A 15,524-nucleotide genomic window follows, 5' to 3' on the forward strand; every position below is an offset into this window, starting at 1 on the left:
GGTAAAATCAGTGTGCCCGTTTCATCACGAAGAGTCCTGCAATGCCGATTGCCATAACGGTCACCCACCATGGCAGCGGCTGGTAAGGGGTCTTGCTCGTGACCGGCTGCGCGGTCGGGAATGTGGCCACGGGTTGCGTTCCCGGGGGCGTTGTTGTAAGGGAAACTCCCGGGGAAACGAGTGGCTGCTGGGTTGCTGCCGGGGAAAGCAGTGCCGGTGTGAAGAAAGTCACGCTCGTCGTCCCGGTAGTCCTGCCAGTCAGGTCAGTGATGCCTGCATCGGCATAGGCCTGCTGCATGTTACCGAGGTTCTGGCTGGCTGTAATGAAATACGTACCCGGAGGATAGATCAGATCGCCACGTGCATCGCGGGAAAGACGATTCCAGTCATCCATATGCTTTCCGAAATAAACAGGGGTGGTAATGAACGGGGTGCTGTCAAAGCGGTTGATCTGCGTGGCGGGTGCACCGGAACTGCCAGTATAAATATTAGGTACACTCCTGCCGAGAGGATCCACCATGTTTATGGTAAATATGGTATCCGAAGGGTTCAGATTTGTCCGGTTATAGTAATCTGCCGCAAGGTTCAGGTTGGTATCGATCCGGTACGTAATATTGGTTGTAGCAGGGACGGTCTGGCCGGAGATATCCGTGTCGTTATCCAGATCCCAGACCCGTATGGTGAACTGGGGATCTACGACAAAAAGGACCTCGGGAAACGGCGCTTTATCCTGGCAGTACCATGGGCCGGTATGCCCCATGAAGATCTGGGGGCTGACGTTGAAATGAGTGATCAGCCCGTTGCCCGCATTCAGGGTTTTAACCGTCAGGTTGATCGCAGGGGGTGCGCTGGCATCTGCACCTTCAGGCCACCATGCGATTACATGGCAGTCTTTGATCGCGGAAGTAATATCCAGGTTTGTCTCGCCAATAAAAACCGGCGCGCCTGCCGCAATTTTACCGGTACTGGCCGCCACGGGGAAGCAGACCAGAAGAATTACGACAAGAGCAGGCAAAATATATTTTCCTTGCATGAAAAGTAATTTCAAAACCCTTATGATAAACATTATGACATTCATTAGAAACGACCGGGATTTTTACCTTGCGGGAATTCCGGTACACGGTCTGCACAAGAGTTCTCATGGTCTGTAACACAATATGATCGTACAAATGCTGATTTCGCGAACACTGGAGAGGATAATGCATGGATGAGAGCCACACGATCTGGATAGAAAAATACCGGCCGCAGAAACTTTCGGATATCGTCGGGCAGGACGAGATTGTGGAGCGCCTCACGTCCTATGTCCGTACCGGTAACCTCCCCCACCTCCTGTTCACCGGCAGTGCCGGGGTCGGCAAGACCACCGCAGCGGTCGCACTGGCCAAGGAATTTTTTAAGGATTCGTGGCAGAGGAACTTCCGCGAGCTCAATGCCTCGGATGAGCGGGGAATCGATGTCGTGCGGAACCAGATCAAGGAGTTCGCCCGGACCATGCCGGACGGGGGGGCTGCGTTCAAGATCCTTTTCCTTGACGAAGCGGATGCACTCACTACGGATGCCCAGGCTGCGCTCCGCAGGACGATGGAGAGCTATGCAAAGACCTGCCGGTTCATCCTTTCCTGCAATTATTCCTCCAAGATCATAGACCCGATCCAGAGCAGGTGCGCGATCTACCGGTTCAAACCGCTCGGGCCTGATGCCGTGAAGAAGGAGATGCACCGTATCGCTTCCCGGGAAGGGCTCACCATCACGCCCGGAGCAATGGACGCAATCGTCTATATCGCCCAGGGGGACATGCGAAAGGCGATCAATGCGGTGCAGGGAGCGGCCATCATCAGCCCGTCCATCGATGAGAAACGGGTCTACTCGATCACCTCAACCGCGCGGCCGGATGAGATCAAAGAGCTCCTTGATCTCTCCCTCAAAGGAGACTTTGATGCCGCAGAATCGCTCCTTGCCCAGCTCCTTCACGAACGGGGGATTGCTCCCAACGAACTGATCAACCAGTGCTACCGGGCACTCCTGAAACGGGAGATGGATCGCGGGCTGAAGGTCAGGTTGATCGATCATCTGGGCGAGACCGATTTCCGGCTCTCGGAAGGGGCGAGCAGCGATATCCAGATGGAAGCGCTGATTGCGCGGTTCGTGCTCTCCGCAGAGCAGGCCCGGTGACATGACAGCGATGAAGAAAGAACCCGATCTGCACGAGGGCGACAAGACCGGGGACTGGAGCCGGCTCCTCAAGAGCAAGTACAAGAAACAGCTGGGAGAGATTTCGCGGGAATATCCCCATAAGCGGTCCATTTTCATTGATTACCGTGACGTAGAAAAATTCGGGACGGCCGGGATCGCCCTTGCCGATGAACTTCTCGAGAACCCGGGGAAGGTTCTCGAAGATGTCTGGGACGCGATCAAAAACAGCCAGCTGATCCGGACCAAGGACGGGAAAGAGGCAAAAGGGATCAACATCCGGTTCACCAATCTCCCGAAAAAGACCGGCATCCGCCATATCAGGTCCGAGGACATCAACCGTTTTGTATCGGTAGAAGGGATCCTGCGCAAGACCACGGAGGTCCGGCCCCGTATCGTGGAGGCGGTCTTCCGCTGCCCGGCCGGCCACTTCACCGTGAAGAAACAGAAATACGGGAAGTTCATCGAGCCTGAAGGCTGTGCCACCGATGGCTGTACCTTCAAGAAGATCGAGCTCATGCCCAAGCGGTCTACGTTCGTAGACTCCCAGAAACTGCGGATACAGGAGTCCCCCGAGGGCCTGCGCGGCGGGGAGCAGCCCCAGACGCTTGACGTGGACGTGACAGACGATCTTTCCGGCAAGGTCTCACCCGGCGACCGCGTGATCATCAACGGCATCCTCCGTTCCATGCAGCGGGTGGTCAAGGGCGAGAAGAGCACGGTCTTTGACATCTTCCTCGAATGCAACTCGATCGAGGTTGCGGAAAAAGAGTTCGAAGAAGTCGAGATTGACGACAAGGCCGAGGACGAGATCCATGCACTGAGTAAGGATCCCATGATCTACCGGATGATCACGCACTCGATCGCGCCCACCATCTATGGCAGCGAGGATGTAAAACAGGCAATCGCTCTCCAGTTGTTCGGCGGGATTGCAAAGGAGATGCCCGACGGCAGCCGGCTCCGGGGCGACATCCATGTGCTCCTTATCGGGGACCCCGGTATTGCAAAAAGCCAGTTGCTGCGCTATGTCGTAAAACTCTCGCCCCGGGCGATCTATACAAGCGGGCAGTCATCCACCGCAGCCGGGCTTACCGCGACCGCAGTGAAGGATGAATTCGGCGAGGGCCGCTGGACCCTGGAGGCCGGTGCGCTCGTACTCGCCGACATGGGAGTGGCAGCGGTCGATGAGATGGACAAGATGGAGAAAGGCGATCGTTCCGCCCTCCACGAAGCGATGGAGCAGCAGTCGATCAGCGTTGCAAAGGCCGGGATCACCGCGACCCTCAAGTCCCGGTGCGCCCTGCTCGGTGCGGCAAACCCGAAGTACGGCCGGTTCGATATGTTCGGCGATATCTCCGACCAGATCAACATGCCCCCCTCGCTGCTCTCCCGGTTCGATCTGATCTTTATCATGACCGACCAGCCCGAGCAGAAGCGGGATCTTGCCATTGCAGAGCACATCCTCAAGGCGCACAGCACGGGCGAACTGATCGCGCAGCACAAAAGGACACCGATCCCCGGTGTCACTGACGAGTACATAGCGCAGCAGCTCAAGCCCGTGATGCCGGATATCGACCCTGCGCTCTTCCGGAAATACGTAGCCTACGCGAAACGATCGTGCTTCCCGATCATCTCGAACGAAGCGAAAGATGCGCTGGTCGGGTATTATCTCAAGCTTCGGGGCATCGCGGAACCGAACAAACCGGTACCGGTGACAGCCCGGCAGCTGGAGGCCCTGGTCCGGCTCGGCGAAGCCAGCGCACGGATCCGGCTCTCGAATACGATCGAGCTCAGCGATGCCGAGCGCGTCATCCACATCGTAGACGCGTGCCTCCGCCAGATCGCATACGATGCGAAGACCGGGACCTTCGATATCGACAAGATTGTCACCGGTATCTCCAAGGAGAAACGGGATATCGTGCGGGTGATCAAGGATGCCATCCGTGATATCGGGGGCGATGGCCGCAGGGCAGGTATCGACCAGGTGATCGATGCGGTCAGCGCAAAGGGATTCGCCCGGGACAAGGTGCGCGAGGGCATCGATATGCTGCTCCGGCACGGCGAAGCAATGGAACCCAAGTCAGGGATCATCCAGTTGATCTAGGAGGATCATGAACGATCGGGAACAGGCAGTATTCGAGGCGGGAATCAAGCTCGGTGCCCTCTACCACCAGTGGGTAGGCACGCCCATCTCCCGCGACTCTGCGGCGAGCGTTGAGAAGGCGATCGAACGGGCAGTGATCCTCCAGCCGTTCGTCGAGGAGATCACGGTCCGGCTCGACCGGGGCCTCATGACGGAGAACCGGTTCGGGTACAGCGAACTCTCCGGCATGATGTATGACGTGGAGATAATCACCCGTGTCGGGTTCACGTACTGCCGGGCGCAGCTCTCGCCCGAGAAGGGATACCCGCTCATGAAGATCGTGGAGTGCCATGAAATCGAAGCCCTACCCGGTCACTGACGATCACATCCATATCGACCCGGTCAACGGCCGGGGGATCGAAGCGGCGAAAGACTTTTTCCGGGCCGGGGGAACCCACATGTTCCTCGTATCAAAACCATCATGGTCGCTTGAGATCCACCCGGCCACGGGGAAAGATTATGCCCGGGTGTTTGACGAGACACTCCGTGTTGCTGCACTGGTTGCTGAAACCGGGGTGGTTGTCTTCCCGGTGTTGGGTGTCCACCCTGCCGAGATCACCCGGCTTACAGACCGTATGTCCCTTGCCGAGGCGGCGGAGCTGATGAAGGCCGGGATCGATTGTGCCGCTGAATATGTGCAGGAAGGGAAAGCGGTAGGCCTCAAGAGCGGCCGGCCGCATTACGAGGTCGCACCGGAGATCCTCGCCGCATCCAACGAAGTGCTCGCACATGCCCTTGCCCGTGCGGCCGAATGCCGGTGCGCCCTGCAGGTGCATGCCGAGACCGGTCCCTGCACAGATATCGTGGAGATGGCCGGGCGGGCGGGAATGCCGGTGGAACGCGTGGTGAAACACTATGGATCACCGGAAACACCGCTTCACCCGTCACTGATTGCAAAACACGAGGCAATCCCGCAACTGGCACAGGAGAAACGGGCATTTACCATGGAGAGCGATTACATGGACGAGAACTCCCGGCCGGGCGCGGTCATCGGGCCAAAATCGGTGCCACGCTATACCAACCAGCTCGTTGCCTCCGGTAAATTCACGGCAGATGACTGTTACCGGATCCATGGGGAAACGATCGAACGGGTCTACGGCGTCTCCATTCACCTGCCGTGACAGAACCGGCCCCGGGCGGATCTCTGGTACAGACTCACCTTTTTTTATCCCCGGTCGCTAATGAATGATCAATGTTCATGAAAATTCATCGATCGCGCGATACCAGCGATGTGGTCGCGGTCTGCGATCGGGAACTTATCAATACGACTATCACCAGCGGGACGATGACCGTCACGATATCAGAATGGTTTTACGGAAATGCTCCGGTAACAGAAGAGGATGTGAAAGCCGCGTTGCAGAGAGCGGGGAACGTCAACCTGATGGGAGAGCGGACCATCAGCCTTGCCATAAATATGGGGCTCATTACCACAGATGATTGTATCATGATTGGGAAGATACCACACGTGCAGGTCTACTGCCTATGAAAGGAAATATCCGGGGCAACTTCTGCCCGAAATGCGGCAAGACCTCAGAGACGGAAGGGCTGTGCAGGCAGTGCCTGATCGGGGACACGCCCTGGTTCACCTGCGACCAGCGGGTGAAGCACGTCCAGTGCCCCAGCTGCTTTGCCACGAAACAGGTGAACACCTGGACCGACAACGAGCGCGAGAAACCCGCACTCGCACAGGAGCTCGCTAAATCCGCGGTCCACTTCCACAAGGACGTGAAGATGCCGACCATCGAGGCACGGGTCGATGACATCACGCTCAACCGGTCCCGGGCGATCATGACCGTCCACGGCACGCTCTACAAGACCCCGGTCGAAGGCAGCTGCTCGACCGAGATCATCTGGCACAAGGAGCAGTGCGATCGCTGCAACCGGATCAGCGGGAGTTATTACGAGGGGGTCGTGCAGGTCCGGGCCGAGGGCCGGCTTCCCAGCACCTTCGAACTCGAGACGAGCGCATCCATTGCCCAGCAGATCGAGGACAACCTCCAGGCCGGGGGCGAGCGCCTCTCGTTCATCAACGACATGAACATCATCCACGACGGGATCGACATCATCATCGGATCCCAGCATATCGGCGTGCTGATCTGCCAGGGAATTGTCGCCCAGCTCGGCGGACGCTATACCACCCACCCGAAACTGGTGGGTGAGAAGAACGGCCGCCAGCTCTTCCGGATCACCTACTCGATGCGCCTTCCCCGGTTCCAGAAGCATGACGTGATAAGGGTGAAGAACCGGTATTACGAGATCGAACGCATAGAATCGCATAATGTGCGGGTATTCGACCTCCGTGACGGAACGGGCCGGTCGATCCGGCAGGATGACGTGGAGCGCATCATCGGCAATGCCCGGAGCGCCGAGTCTGCGCTCGTGGCATTTGCCGATACGGGCACTATGGGAATTCTCGACCCGGTCTCCTGCAAAACCGTGGACCTTCCCCGGCCCGGATGGCTGGGCGTACAATCCGGCGATCACGTGAGCGTACTGCGTGACGCGGATCACCTCGTGGTAGTCCGTTAAGACGGGTTCATGATGCGGGCCAGGAAAGTATCGCGGGACCAGCTGAAAACGATCGGCAGCGAAGAATGGGTGGACCATTCACGGAGCCCGTTCGTAGACGGAGATGAGTGCTGGGTGCCGGTCCGGGAGGGCATGCCCTTCGACCGCGATATCGGGCGGCAGCCGCAGTATGCGGGAAGGGGATTTTACCTGATCGGCGATGTTGCCGTAATCCACGGTGACAGGCCTGCCCCGGCACAGGTCGATGAGATCGTCAGGTTCCGCAATCCCCGTGGCGTGCTCTGGATCGAATCCCTGCATGAGGTCACACGCACACCGCAGACCGAAATCCTCTTCGGCACAGTCGGCGAGGTGCGTCACCGGGAGAGCGGGTACACGTTCATTCTCGATCCCCGGAAGGTCATGTTCTCGCAGGGAAACCGCACCGAAAAGATGCGTATCGCGGATCTGATCCGGGCCGGGCCCGGCAATGAACGCGTGGCCGACATGTTTGCCGGTATCGGGTATTTTTCCCTTCCTGCGGCCGGCGCCGGTGCCCGGGTCCATGCGATGGAGATCAACCCGGTCGCGTTCGGGTACCTGGAACGGAATATCCGGGAGAACCCGGTCCCCGGCCTTGTCGAGGCGAACCTGGGAGATTGCCGCAAGCTTCTTTCCGGCACCTATGACCGGATTCTCATGGGTCATTTCGATGCGATCACTATGTTTGCGAGCGCATTGCACCACGTGAAAACCGGCAGTGTCATCCACCTCCACAGTATTGGCCCGGCCGGAGATCAGATCCATGCAGCACTGGAAAGCGCAGGTTTTTCTGCCACTATCCAGGTACATAAGGTTAAGAAATACCGGCCGCATGCATGGCATGTAGTGCAGGACGTGAGGATTGTATGACCCGGGAGACCCTTGCCGGAAAACAGGTTGTTGTCGCCGTGACCGGGAGCATTGCTGCCGTTGAAGTGGTAAAGCTCATCCACGAACTGAGGAGACATGGCGCGGTTGTCCAGACGGTGATGAGTGAAGCCGCAACCGGTATCATAACTCCTGACGCCCTCACCTATGCCAGCGGCCGGCCTGCGATCACCTGCATTACCGGTCTTGTGGAGCATGTCAGCTTCTGCGGGGATGAAGGGACCGCAGATCTCCTGCTCATTGTGCCGTGCACGGCGAATACGATCAGCAAGATTGCCTGTGCCATCGACGATACTCCGGTCACCACGTTTGCCACCACCGCACTCGGAAGAGGAATGCCGGTCCTTGTCATCCCGGCCATGCACCACAGCATGTTCCGTCACCCAGGGCTGATCGACAATATTCGCAGGATCGAGGCATGGGGCGTGGAAGTGATCGGGCCGCGTATCGAAGAGGGGAAAGCGAAGATTGCCGGTACCGATGAGATCGTCCTTCGTTGCGAACGTGCGCTCCTGGGCAGGCCCCTTGCGGGAAAACGGGCCCTCATTACCAGCGGACCGTGCCGGGAACCGGTGGATGATGTGCGCATCCTGACTACCCGCTCCACCGGCCAGATGGGGCGCGCACTCGCTCTTGAAGCATTCCGGCTTGGCGCAGATGTCACGGTAGTACACAACGACACGTTTCCCTGCGTCCGGAATATTCCGGCAGAGACGGCACAGGATATGCATGACCAGGTACTGCACCAGCTGAATGAGCATGGGGGGACTGACATCTACATCAGCGCGGCCGCAATTTCCGATTTTGCCCCGGAACACAGGGAAGGAAAGATCCCGAGCGGAAAACCGGTCACCATCGATCTTCACCCCCTCCCCAAACTCCTGGATGCCGTACGGTCAGCATATAATCCGTTTACGGTCGCATTCAAGATCGGCAGGAAACCTGAGACGAAAGCCAGGGCCATGATCCGGCAGGGTGTTGCCATGGTACTCATGAATACACCGGAGACAATGGGCAGCAGCCACGGGGCCTATACGATTCTCGATGCAAAGGGCACTAAGCACATCGAAGGAACAAAGGATGAGATCGCTGCGGCCGTATGGAGCGGGATTCTTCGCAGGATTGCATAGACAGACCCGTCCCGGCACCGGATCAACAGGGAAAACAGTAACCGGGGCATGTTCTGGTTTTTACCCTTTTTCAGCCAAAATTCACATTTCCACCAATCGGGAGTCCCCGGAATTCTTTAGATATTTTTATATGTGGTTTTCGTAAATACTGATACATGGCTTCCATGAAAAGAACGGAGGTAAAAGCCCCGCAGGGCGGCTTTGTCTTCCAGATACCCATTTTCTACAAGCTGATGGTGAGTATGCTCTTTGTTGCCACAATCCCGATGATCCTTCTCGGGATTGTATCTATGGGGGGAACGACAAGCATCATCGCAAATATCGGCCTCGCAAACAGCATCTTCATCATCACGCTCATCACCCTGTCAGTGGTCGTCATGTGGAGTTTCTTCCTCGCAAGCAGCATCACCAACCCGATCGTCAGGCTCTCCAAGATCGCGACGAGCATGAGCACCGGCGATCTCAAGAACCCGGAGATCGAGCTGCTCAGTAACGATGAGATCGGAGAACTCCAGACTGCATTCAACCGGATGATCAATACCTACAAGATCCTCGATACGCTGGCCAAAGAAGACAACGAATGACAGGCGTTGCGGAAACGGCAATAAAACGGTGACGTCTCCGGGGGCTGACATCACCCTGCCACCATCGTATCAAGGACGGAATGACAATCAACGGCCGAGGAAAAATCCAGATCACCACCAGAGGAAATAATCCAGAGATACCCGGGGTACCAGATGCTTAAAGAGATCCTCAATAAATTCCTCATCATCAAGGACGTTCAGGCAGCCGTGGTTATCGAAGAAAATGGTGAAGTAATCGAGAGCATAAAATCGGGTATTGTCATAGACAAGAACCTGGGTGACGTGATCTCCACGGTCATGCTCGACTCAAAAGATACCGCCGTCCAGTTCGGTAATGCAACGCTGTCCATGGTCTTTGTGGAATACTCCGAGAATTTCCTCATTCTCGGACCTATTACCGAAGAGTTTTTCCTGGTAATCATTGCAAAGAACAGTGCCAATATCGGGCAGATCACGTACGAGATGAAGAAAAACCAGGATGCCATAGTCTCATTCTTATGATCGAACAACTGCCGGAAGGGAAAAGTATCGGCTGGATGCAGGCGCCGCCCCAATGGATATTTTCGCACACCGTGCGGTTTATCGGCGTAGTACGAATCGTCATCCAGGATGGCGAGGGATTTATCCTGATCAGGAAAGGGACGCCGCTCGCCTATTACTTCAAGCACGGGAGGATCGAGCTCAAAGGCCATGCCGCCCTGGATTACTTCAATTCACATCCCACGATCGAGTTCAATCTCTGTAAATACACTCCGGATGAGTTTGCCCAGGCACTGAAAATCTGCAAAATCGATGAACATGTAGCAGAAGAGATCCCGGAAGAGCCCCGGCCCGGTCCGTCGGAAAGAATACCAGCCCCTTCACCAGCCGCACCGGTACGTGAGCCGTCTCCGGTGGTCATGCAGCAGGTAGCAAAAAGGCCGGTACCCGGGCCGGCGGTGATTCTGCCGGAGCCGGTCCTGCAGGAAGAACGGCCATCGGTCGTGCCGCAGGTTTCGCAGGATGTGATCCTGGATGCCGAGGATATAAAGCTCATCGGCCAGATAAAAAAGCTCAACGGGATTGTGGCCATATCCATTTTCAGTGAAGACCGTAATATCATCCTGATGGGAGACGTGGAGATCGAACCCCTCCTGAAAATTGCCCGGAATATGCTTGCAACCACGTATAAGATCACCCCTCACCTGGACTGGGGTACGTTTGTTCACATGACCCTCCAGATCCCCGAAGGCAACGTGATCATTGCTCCCTACCATGAGTACAACCTCTGTCTCCTCACCACCCGCACCATCAATATCGGCCACATCCGCAGGATCCTCCGGGATCTCCAGCATACCGGTGAGATGCGGTAATTTTTTATTCACTCATTTTCTCTGGCAGATATAGGGGTAACACCGTGTTCCAGAAATATTTTCATCAACCGTCCGAATGATTATCAGTAACATGGGGAATGTTGCCCAAGCGGCGGAGAATCAGTTACCGGACCGACAACATGTTCCGGTGAAAACGTCTTTCCATCAGTAATGGTTTGGGTAGATCAAACGATATTTTAAAACAGGTTTATTATATTATATCAATAAAGAGATTTATGGATATCAGGATAATAAAAGGACTCACATCTTTTGGTCTTGCAATCATCTGGTACTTTGCGCCGGTATTAATTGGTTATTCCAGCGCTGCGTATTTCATATCCTTTTTTCTTATCCTGACGGGAATTTATTATTTTGCCCGGTATGGCATAGCATACCTCAAAGAAAGATTTGTTCCCCCTGAAATTCCTGACATAAAATCCAATGCAACTCCAGCACTCAGAGATCTCGTCATAAACCCCGGCAATTTTTTCCGGGACATTGCCGCGGCCCCTCCACGATATAAAATTCCAGCCCTCATTATTCTTGCATGGGGCATCTTCTCGGCCTTCAATACGTTCCTGATGGTTGAGTGGCTCTTCGTGTGGTATCCGTTCCAGCAGGAGATCGCACAGTATTCCGGTTTGTTCAAGCTATTCCTGATAGGCGTTCCAGCCGTCTTCATCACCCCGGAGGCATTTGTTTTCTGGGGCCTTGCTGCTGTGGGACTGTACCTGATCAGCAGCATCTTCTCCCGGACCGGCAGCATCCATCAGGTTATTACTACGACCGCATGGGGGATGATCCCGCTTGCGATCTGTTCTGCGATCCAGATCCCGCTCTTTTACCTCTACCGGAACGCGATGTCCGTGTCTTATTCCCCGGCGTTCATCAACTTGACCGCAAATAGTCATGGCGCCGCTTCATCCATGTCATCCCTGACAAAAAATGACATCATATACAACTCTGCGTTCAATGAGCACTCGGTTATCTCGTTTGGCATATTCATAATCGCTATGTCGGGATGTTGCTGGTTCTGGTTCCATGCCCTTCAGCACACCCGGGCGCTCACGCCAAAACAGGCGGCGATCACCGTGCTCATCCCGGTCATCCTCCTCTTTGTTTTTTTCTGGCGTCCATGGGGATGGGAATAAACCTTCCATGACGGGAAATAAGAATCAGGTTTTAGTTGCACAAGCGATTGGCAACAAAATTCGGTAATGGTGAACCTGTTTTCATTTGAAAAATGATTTTTCACCGGTCTCGTTCCCGGCCCGGGTTTGATTAAAGAATCCGGACACCCAATGGATCACTGCATAACCGGATATCCATGAAACCGACGAAGGTCACTGCATTCTGCCCCGGACACATCTCGGGGTATTTCAGGCGGGTTGACGGCACCAGCATCGCTTCTACCGGCAGTGTCGGCGCCGGCCTTGTCATCAGCGAGGGGGTCACCGCCACGGTTACCCGGTCAGGTACGACATCCATCCGGGTAATCTGCCGGGACTCCACAGGAAACGTGTTCAGCACAGACCATGATTCCCCGCCGCTTTCATCGGTAATGAACCGTCTCGGCATTACGGCCGCAGTTCAGACAGAATGCAGGCTTCCCATCGGAGCCGGCTTCGGTCTCTCCGCTGCTGCCCTTCTTGCAACGCTGACTGCGCTCAACCGGCTTTTCACCCTCGGCCTCTCCCCCCATGACATTGCGGCCTGTGCCCATGAAGCCGAGGTCACCCACAGGACCGGCCTCGGGGACGTTGCCGCATGCCAGGGGGGCGGCCGGGTAGTCCGGTACGGGCCGGGGATCGATGCCCGGATTGAGCGGACATATGATCTGGCCGGCCCGGTCTCCATGGTCAGTTTTGGGCCGATTCACACGCCTTCAGTCCTTGGGTCACGGGAACAGATGGAGCGCGTTTCTGCCGCGTTTCCCGACACCGCTCCCAAAAATCCGGAAGAATTTTTCCGGCTCTCCCGGCAGTTCACGAAAGACAGCGGCCTTGCCACGCACGAGGTGCTTGAGGTCCTCGCACTCTGTGAAAAGGAGCATGTCCCGGCAAGCATGACGATGCTCGGGAACGGCGTCTTTGCCCGGGGTGCGGCTGCACAGCCCCTGCTGGAGTCGTTCGGGCAGGTCTATGCATGCACGGTGGCACGGTCCGGTGCCGTGATTGCCGGGGAGCGCACCTGATACCATGATACCTGCCGACCATCCCCGTTACCGGTCGCTCGTCACCCGCGAACGGCTCGCTGACTGTGCACGGAAGGGAGTCGTGGCTATGGAAGGGCTCACTGCCCACGGGCGGGGTGAAGCGTTCGATTACCTTCTCGGTGAGCGGACAACTACGAGTGCACTCCTGGCAGAGAAGACCGCGGCAGCGATGCTGATGGCCGCACACCACCCGGTAATCTCGGTAAACGGCAACACCGCAGCTCTCGCATCCCGGGAAATTGCTGCGCTCCAGAAGGCAAGCGGGGCGCTGGTGGAAGTCAACCTCTTCCACAGGACCGAAGAACGCGTAGCAATGATCGAGAAGATCCTCACCAGAGCCGGCGCCGATGTTTTTTCCGGTGAGGCTGAACGGCTGCTCCCACTCTCCCATGACCGGGCCTGGTGCCGCAGGCAGGGCATGTTCTCGGCCGATGTCATACTCGTCCCGCTCGAGGATGGCGACCGGTGCGGGGCGCTCGCGGGGATGGGAAAACAGGTCATAGCGATCGATCTCAACCCCCTCTCCCGTACAGCACAGCGCGCCACGCTCACGATCGTTGACGAACTTACCCGGGCGCTGCCGGAGATCACCCGGGCGTGTACCGGACTTTCAGAGACCGATCGTACCAGGCTCCTGTCAACAGCGGACAACCATTATCTTTTGTCAGAAGCAATACGTGAGATAACACTGAGGCTTTCCCATGCTCTGGATTGAGAAGTACCGGCCGGGTACCCTGGATATGATTGCAGGACAGGAGCCTGCCGTCCGCCAGCTCTCATCCTTTGCCCGGTCCGGGACGGTTCCCCACCTGATACTGACCGGCCCGCACGGGACGGGAAAGAGTTCGGCGATAGAATGTTTTGCAAAAGAGATCTATGGCGAAAACTGGGAACTGAACACGAATATTATCCAGACCGCCGACATCTTCCAGCAGGGCAAGGCGATCCTTGAACAGGACGAACGGTATACCCACCTTTACCAGAAAAGCCAGTCGCTTGTCTCGAATTTCAAGTATATCATCAAGTGGTACGCGTCCCTGCGCCCGCTGGATGCAGAGTTCAAGATCCTTGTTTTTGAGGATGCGCATGCGCTGAGCCGGGACGCCCAGCAGGCACTCCGGCGGATCATGGAGCGGACGAGCAGCACCTGCCGGTTTATTCTTACTACCACCAACCCGAGCGCCATCATCCCGGCGATCTCCTCCCGCTGCCTTCCGCTCTTCTTTGCCCCGGTTGAACAGTCCGTGATGCTTGCCAGTCTCAGGCAAATTGTGGAGAAGGAGAAATCGGAAGCGGTTCCCTGCAGCGGGGATGATCTCGAACTGATCGTGCAGGCGTCTGCCGGTGACATGCGCAGGGCCCTCCTGCTCCTGCAGGCAGCGACCGAGACCGGGCGATGCCAGGATCTCCTGGGGGTTGCACAGTCAGAATCGGCGACTATCGCAACCTCTGCGATAACAGCCCTCCAGGGGGGGGACACGCGGGGCGCTGCACGCAGGCTCGAATCGCTGATGATCGATTCCGGGCTGTCGGGCGCCGAAGTGATCCGAGAGCTGCGCACCATCATCCAGCGCGAGTATAACGATCCGCGCCTTGCCATTGCCCTTGCCGATGCGGAATACCGGATGAAACACGCCAACAGCGAATTTGTCCAGATGGGGGCACTTACCACGCAAATACAGGAGATTTTTTCATGAGTTCCATCAAGCAGGAGAAGATCCGGAACCACTACGATACCATTGCTGACACCTACGACCATCATTACGATCACAAGCGTGGCAGGAATTACCATACGCACATCAGCAATTACCTCATCAACGCACTCCCGAAAGGCGGCGATCTCCTCGACATCGGGTGCGGGACCGGACTCTTTGTCGGGAAATACATTGAGCACGGGGGCCACGGGACCGGCCTCGATATCAGCGAGAAGATGGTAGCCCGGGCCCGCAAGCGCTTCCCCGTGTGCGATTTCACGGTCGGGATCGGGGAGAAGCTCCCGTTCCGCGACGAATCGTTCAATGCCGTATCGAGCCTGCTGGTCTTCAGTTATGTCAAGGACCCCGAGGCGATGCTCTCAGAGACGTTCCGTGTCCTCCGGCCCGGTGGCGCGATTGCACTCTGTACTCTCGGCAAGAAACTCCTGACCCGGGGCATCCCGGCATTATACCAGCTCGGCGAGAAGATCAACGTGAAGCACGTGGTCATGAAGGATTTTGGGGAGTATTACTACGATGAGAAAGAGATGGACAAGCTCTTCACCGGCGCCGGGTACACGGATGTCTCGGTGAAGTGGTGCTCGTTTGCCCACATCGATATGATCGATCCCCTCTTCAATCTCGCGTGCAAGATCGAGCCGTTTGTCGAGAAGCGGGTGCCGCAGCTGGCGTATAATATTTTTGTGTGTGCTAAGAAGGCGGAGTGAGTTTTCGGAAACTTTTTCTAAAAATATCTAACACTTGTTAGTAAATTTAT

Annotated in this window: 17 protein-coding genes; 16 read left to right on the forward strand and 1 reads right to left on the reverse strand. The window is 56.5% G+C overall.

The genetic code is table 11. The annotated features are described in order from the left end of the window. Positions 1 to 7 precede the first annotated feature (7 nt). Positions 8 to 1,033, reverse strand: coding sequence for a DUF3821 domain-containing protein (locus ABSE13_RS00700; protein ID WP_424026554.1), 1,026 nt, complete (start codon positions 1,031 to 1,033; stop codon positions 8 to 10). 170 nt (positions 1,034 to 1,203) lie between these two features. Here ABSE13_RS00700 and ABSE13_RS00705 point away from each other — a divergent pair, with 170 nt between their 5' ends. The 16 genes from ABSE13_RS00705 to ABSE13_RS00780 all read left to right on the forward strand — a co-directional run bounded on the left by ABSE13_RS00705 (position 1,204) and on the right by ABSE13_RS00780 (position 15,474). After that, positions 1,204 to 2,172 carry a replication factor C small subunit gene (locus tag ABSE13_RS00705; RefSeq protein WP_424026555.1) on the forward strand — a complete coding sequence of 323 codons (969 nt, stop codon included), beginning with the start codon at positions 1,204 to 1,206 and terminating at the stop codon, positions 2,170 to 2,172. Positions 2,173 to 2,182: 10 nt separating this feature from the next. After that, entirely contained in the window at positions 2,183 to 4,294 is a 2,112-nt protein-coding gene (locus ABSE13_RS00710; RefSeq protein WP_424026556.1) for a minichromosome maintenance protein MCM, read from the forward strand. Between the two features lie 7 nt (positions 4,295 to 4,301). Beyond that, a complete protein-coding gene (locus ABSE13_RS00715; protein WP_424026557.1) occupies positions 4,302 to 4,652 on the forward strand; it encodes a dihydroneopterin aldolase family protein in 351 nt (116 codons plus the stop codon). Beyond that, positions 4,624 to 5,454, forward strand: coding sequence for a TatD family hydrolase (locus ABSE13_RS00720; protein WP_424026558.1), 831 nt, complete (start codon positions 4,624 to 4,626; stop codon positions 5,452 to 5,454). The genes ABSE13_RS00715 and ABSE13_RS00720 overlap by 29 nt, the downstream gene beginning before the upstream one ends. Before the next feature lie 77 nt (positions 5,455 to 5,531). Beyond that, entirely contained in the window at positions 5,532 to 5,819 is a 288-nt protein-coding gene (locus tag ABSE13_RS00725; RefSeq protein ID WP_424026559.1) for a DUF424 domain-containing protein, read from the forward strand. Beyond that, complete coding sequence (locus ABSE13_RS00730; protein WP_424026560.1) at positions 5,816 to 6,862, forward strand: 60S ribosomal export protein NMD3; 1,047 nt, start codon at positions 5,816 to 5,818, stop codon at positions 6,860 to 6,862. Before ABSE13_RS00725 ends, ABSE13_RS00730 begins: the two co-directional genes overlap by 4 nt. A 9-nt stretch (positions 6,863 to 6,871) precedes the next feature. Beyond that, positions 6,872 to 7,753 carry a class I SAM-dependent methyltransferase gene (locus ABSE13_RS00735; RefSeq protein WP_424026561.1) on the forward strand — a complete coding sequence of 294 codons (882 nt, stop codon included), beginning with the start codon at positions 6,872 to 6,874 and terminating at the stop codon, positions 7,751 to 7,753. Then, positions 7,750 to 8,901, forward strand: coding sequence for a bifunctional phosphopantothenoylcysteine decarboxylase/phosphopantothenate--cysteine ligase CoaBC (coaBC, locus tag ABSE13_RS00740; RefSeq protein ID WP_424026562.1), 1,152 nt, complete (start codon positions 7,750 to 7,752; stop codon positions 8,899 to 8,901). Before ABSE13_RS00735 ends, coaBC begins: the two co-directional genes overlap by 4 nt. Before the next feature lie 155 nt (positions 8,902 to 9,056). Beyond that, on the forward strand, positions 9,057 to 9,485 hold the full coding sequence (locus tag ABSE13_RS00745) for a HAMP domain-containing protein (RefSeq protein WP_424026563.1): 429 nt from the start codon (positions 9,057 to 9,059) through the stop codon (positions 9,483 to 9,485). 153 nt (positions 9,486 to 9,638) lie between these two features. After that, entirely contained in the window at positions 9,639 to 9,986 is a 348-nt protein-coding gene (locus ABSE13_RS00750) for a roadblock/LC7 domain-containing protein (RefSeq protein WP_424026564.1), read from the forward strand. Next, a complete protein-coding gene (locus ABSE13_RS00755) occupies positions 9,983 to 10,837 on the forward strand; it encodes a roadblock/LC7 domain-containing protein (protein ID WP_424026565.1) in 855 nt (284 codons plus the stop codon). Before ABSE13_RS00750 ends, ABSE13_RS00755 begins: the two co-directional genes overlap by 4 nt. Before the next feature lie 236 nt (positions 10,838 to 11,073). Beyond that, positions 11,074 to 11,988: a YIP1 family protein gene (locus ABSE13_RS00760; RefSeq protein ID WP_424026566.1), complete on the forward strand. Its 915-nt coding sequence runs from the start codon at positions 11,074 to 11,076 to the stop codon at positions 11,986 to 11,988. Between the two features lie 176 nt (positions 11,989 to 12,164). Then, positions 12,165 to 13,031, forward strand: a complete 867-nt coding sequence (locus ABSE13_RS00765; protein ID WP_424026567.1) for a pantoate kinase — start codon at positions 12,165 to 12,167, stop codon at positions 13,029 to 13,031. A 4-nt stretch (positions 13,032 to 13,035) separates the two neighbouring features. Beyond that, entirely contained in the window at positions 13,036 to 13,767 is a 732-nt protein-coding gene (locus ABSE13_RS00770) for a 4-phosphopantoate--beta-alanine ligase (protein ID WP_424026568.1), read from the forward strand. Beyond that, positions 13,754 to 14,749, forward strand: a complete 996-nt coding sequence (locus tag ABSE13_RS00775) for a DNA polymerase III delta subunit-related protein (protein WP_424026569.1) — start codon at positions 13,754 to 13,756, stop codon at positions 14,747 to 14,749. Before ABSE13_RS00770 ends, ABSE13_RS00775 begins: the two co-directional genes overlap by 14 nt. Further along, positions 14,746 to 15,474, forward strand: coding sequence for a class I SAM-dependent methyltransferase (locus tag ABSE13_RS00780; protein WP_424026570.1), 729 nt, complete (start codon positions 14,746 to 14,748; stop codon positions 15,472 to 15,474). The genes ABSE13_RS00775 and ABSE13_RS00780 overlap by 4 nt, the downstream gene beginning before the upstream one ends. The last annotated feature ends 50 nt before the right edge of the window (positions 15,475 to 15,524 follow it).

Origin of the sequence: Methanoregula sp. (assembly GCF_049518935.1) — an archaeon.
Lineage (GTDB): Archaea > Halobacteriota > Methanomicrobia > Methanomicrobiales > Methanospirillaceae > Methanoregula.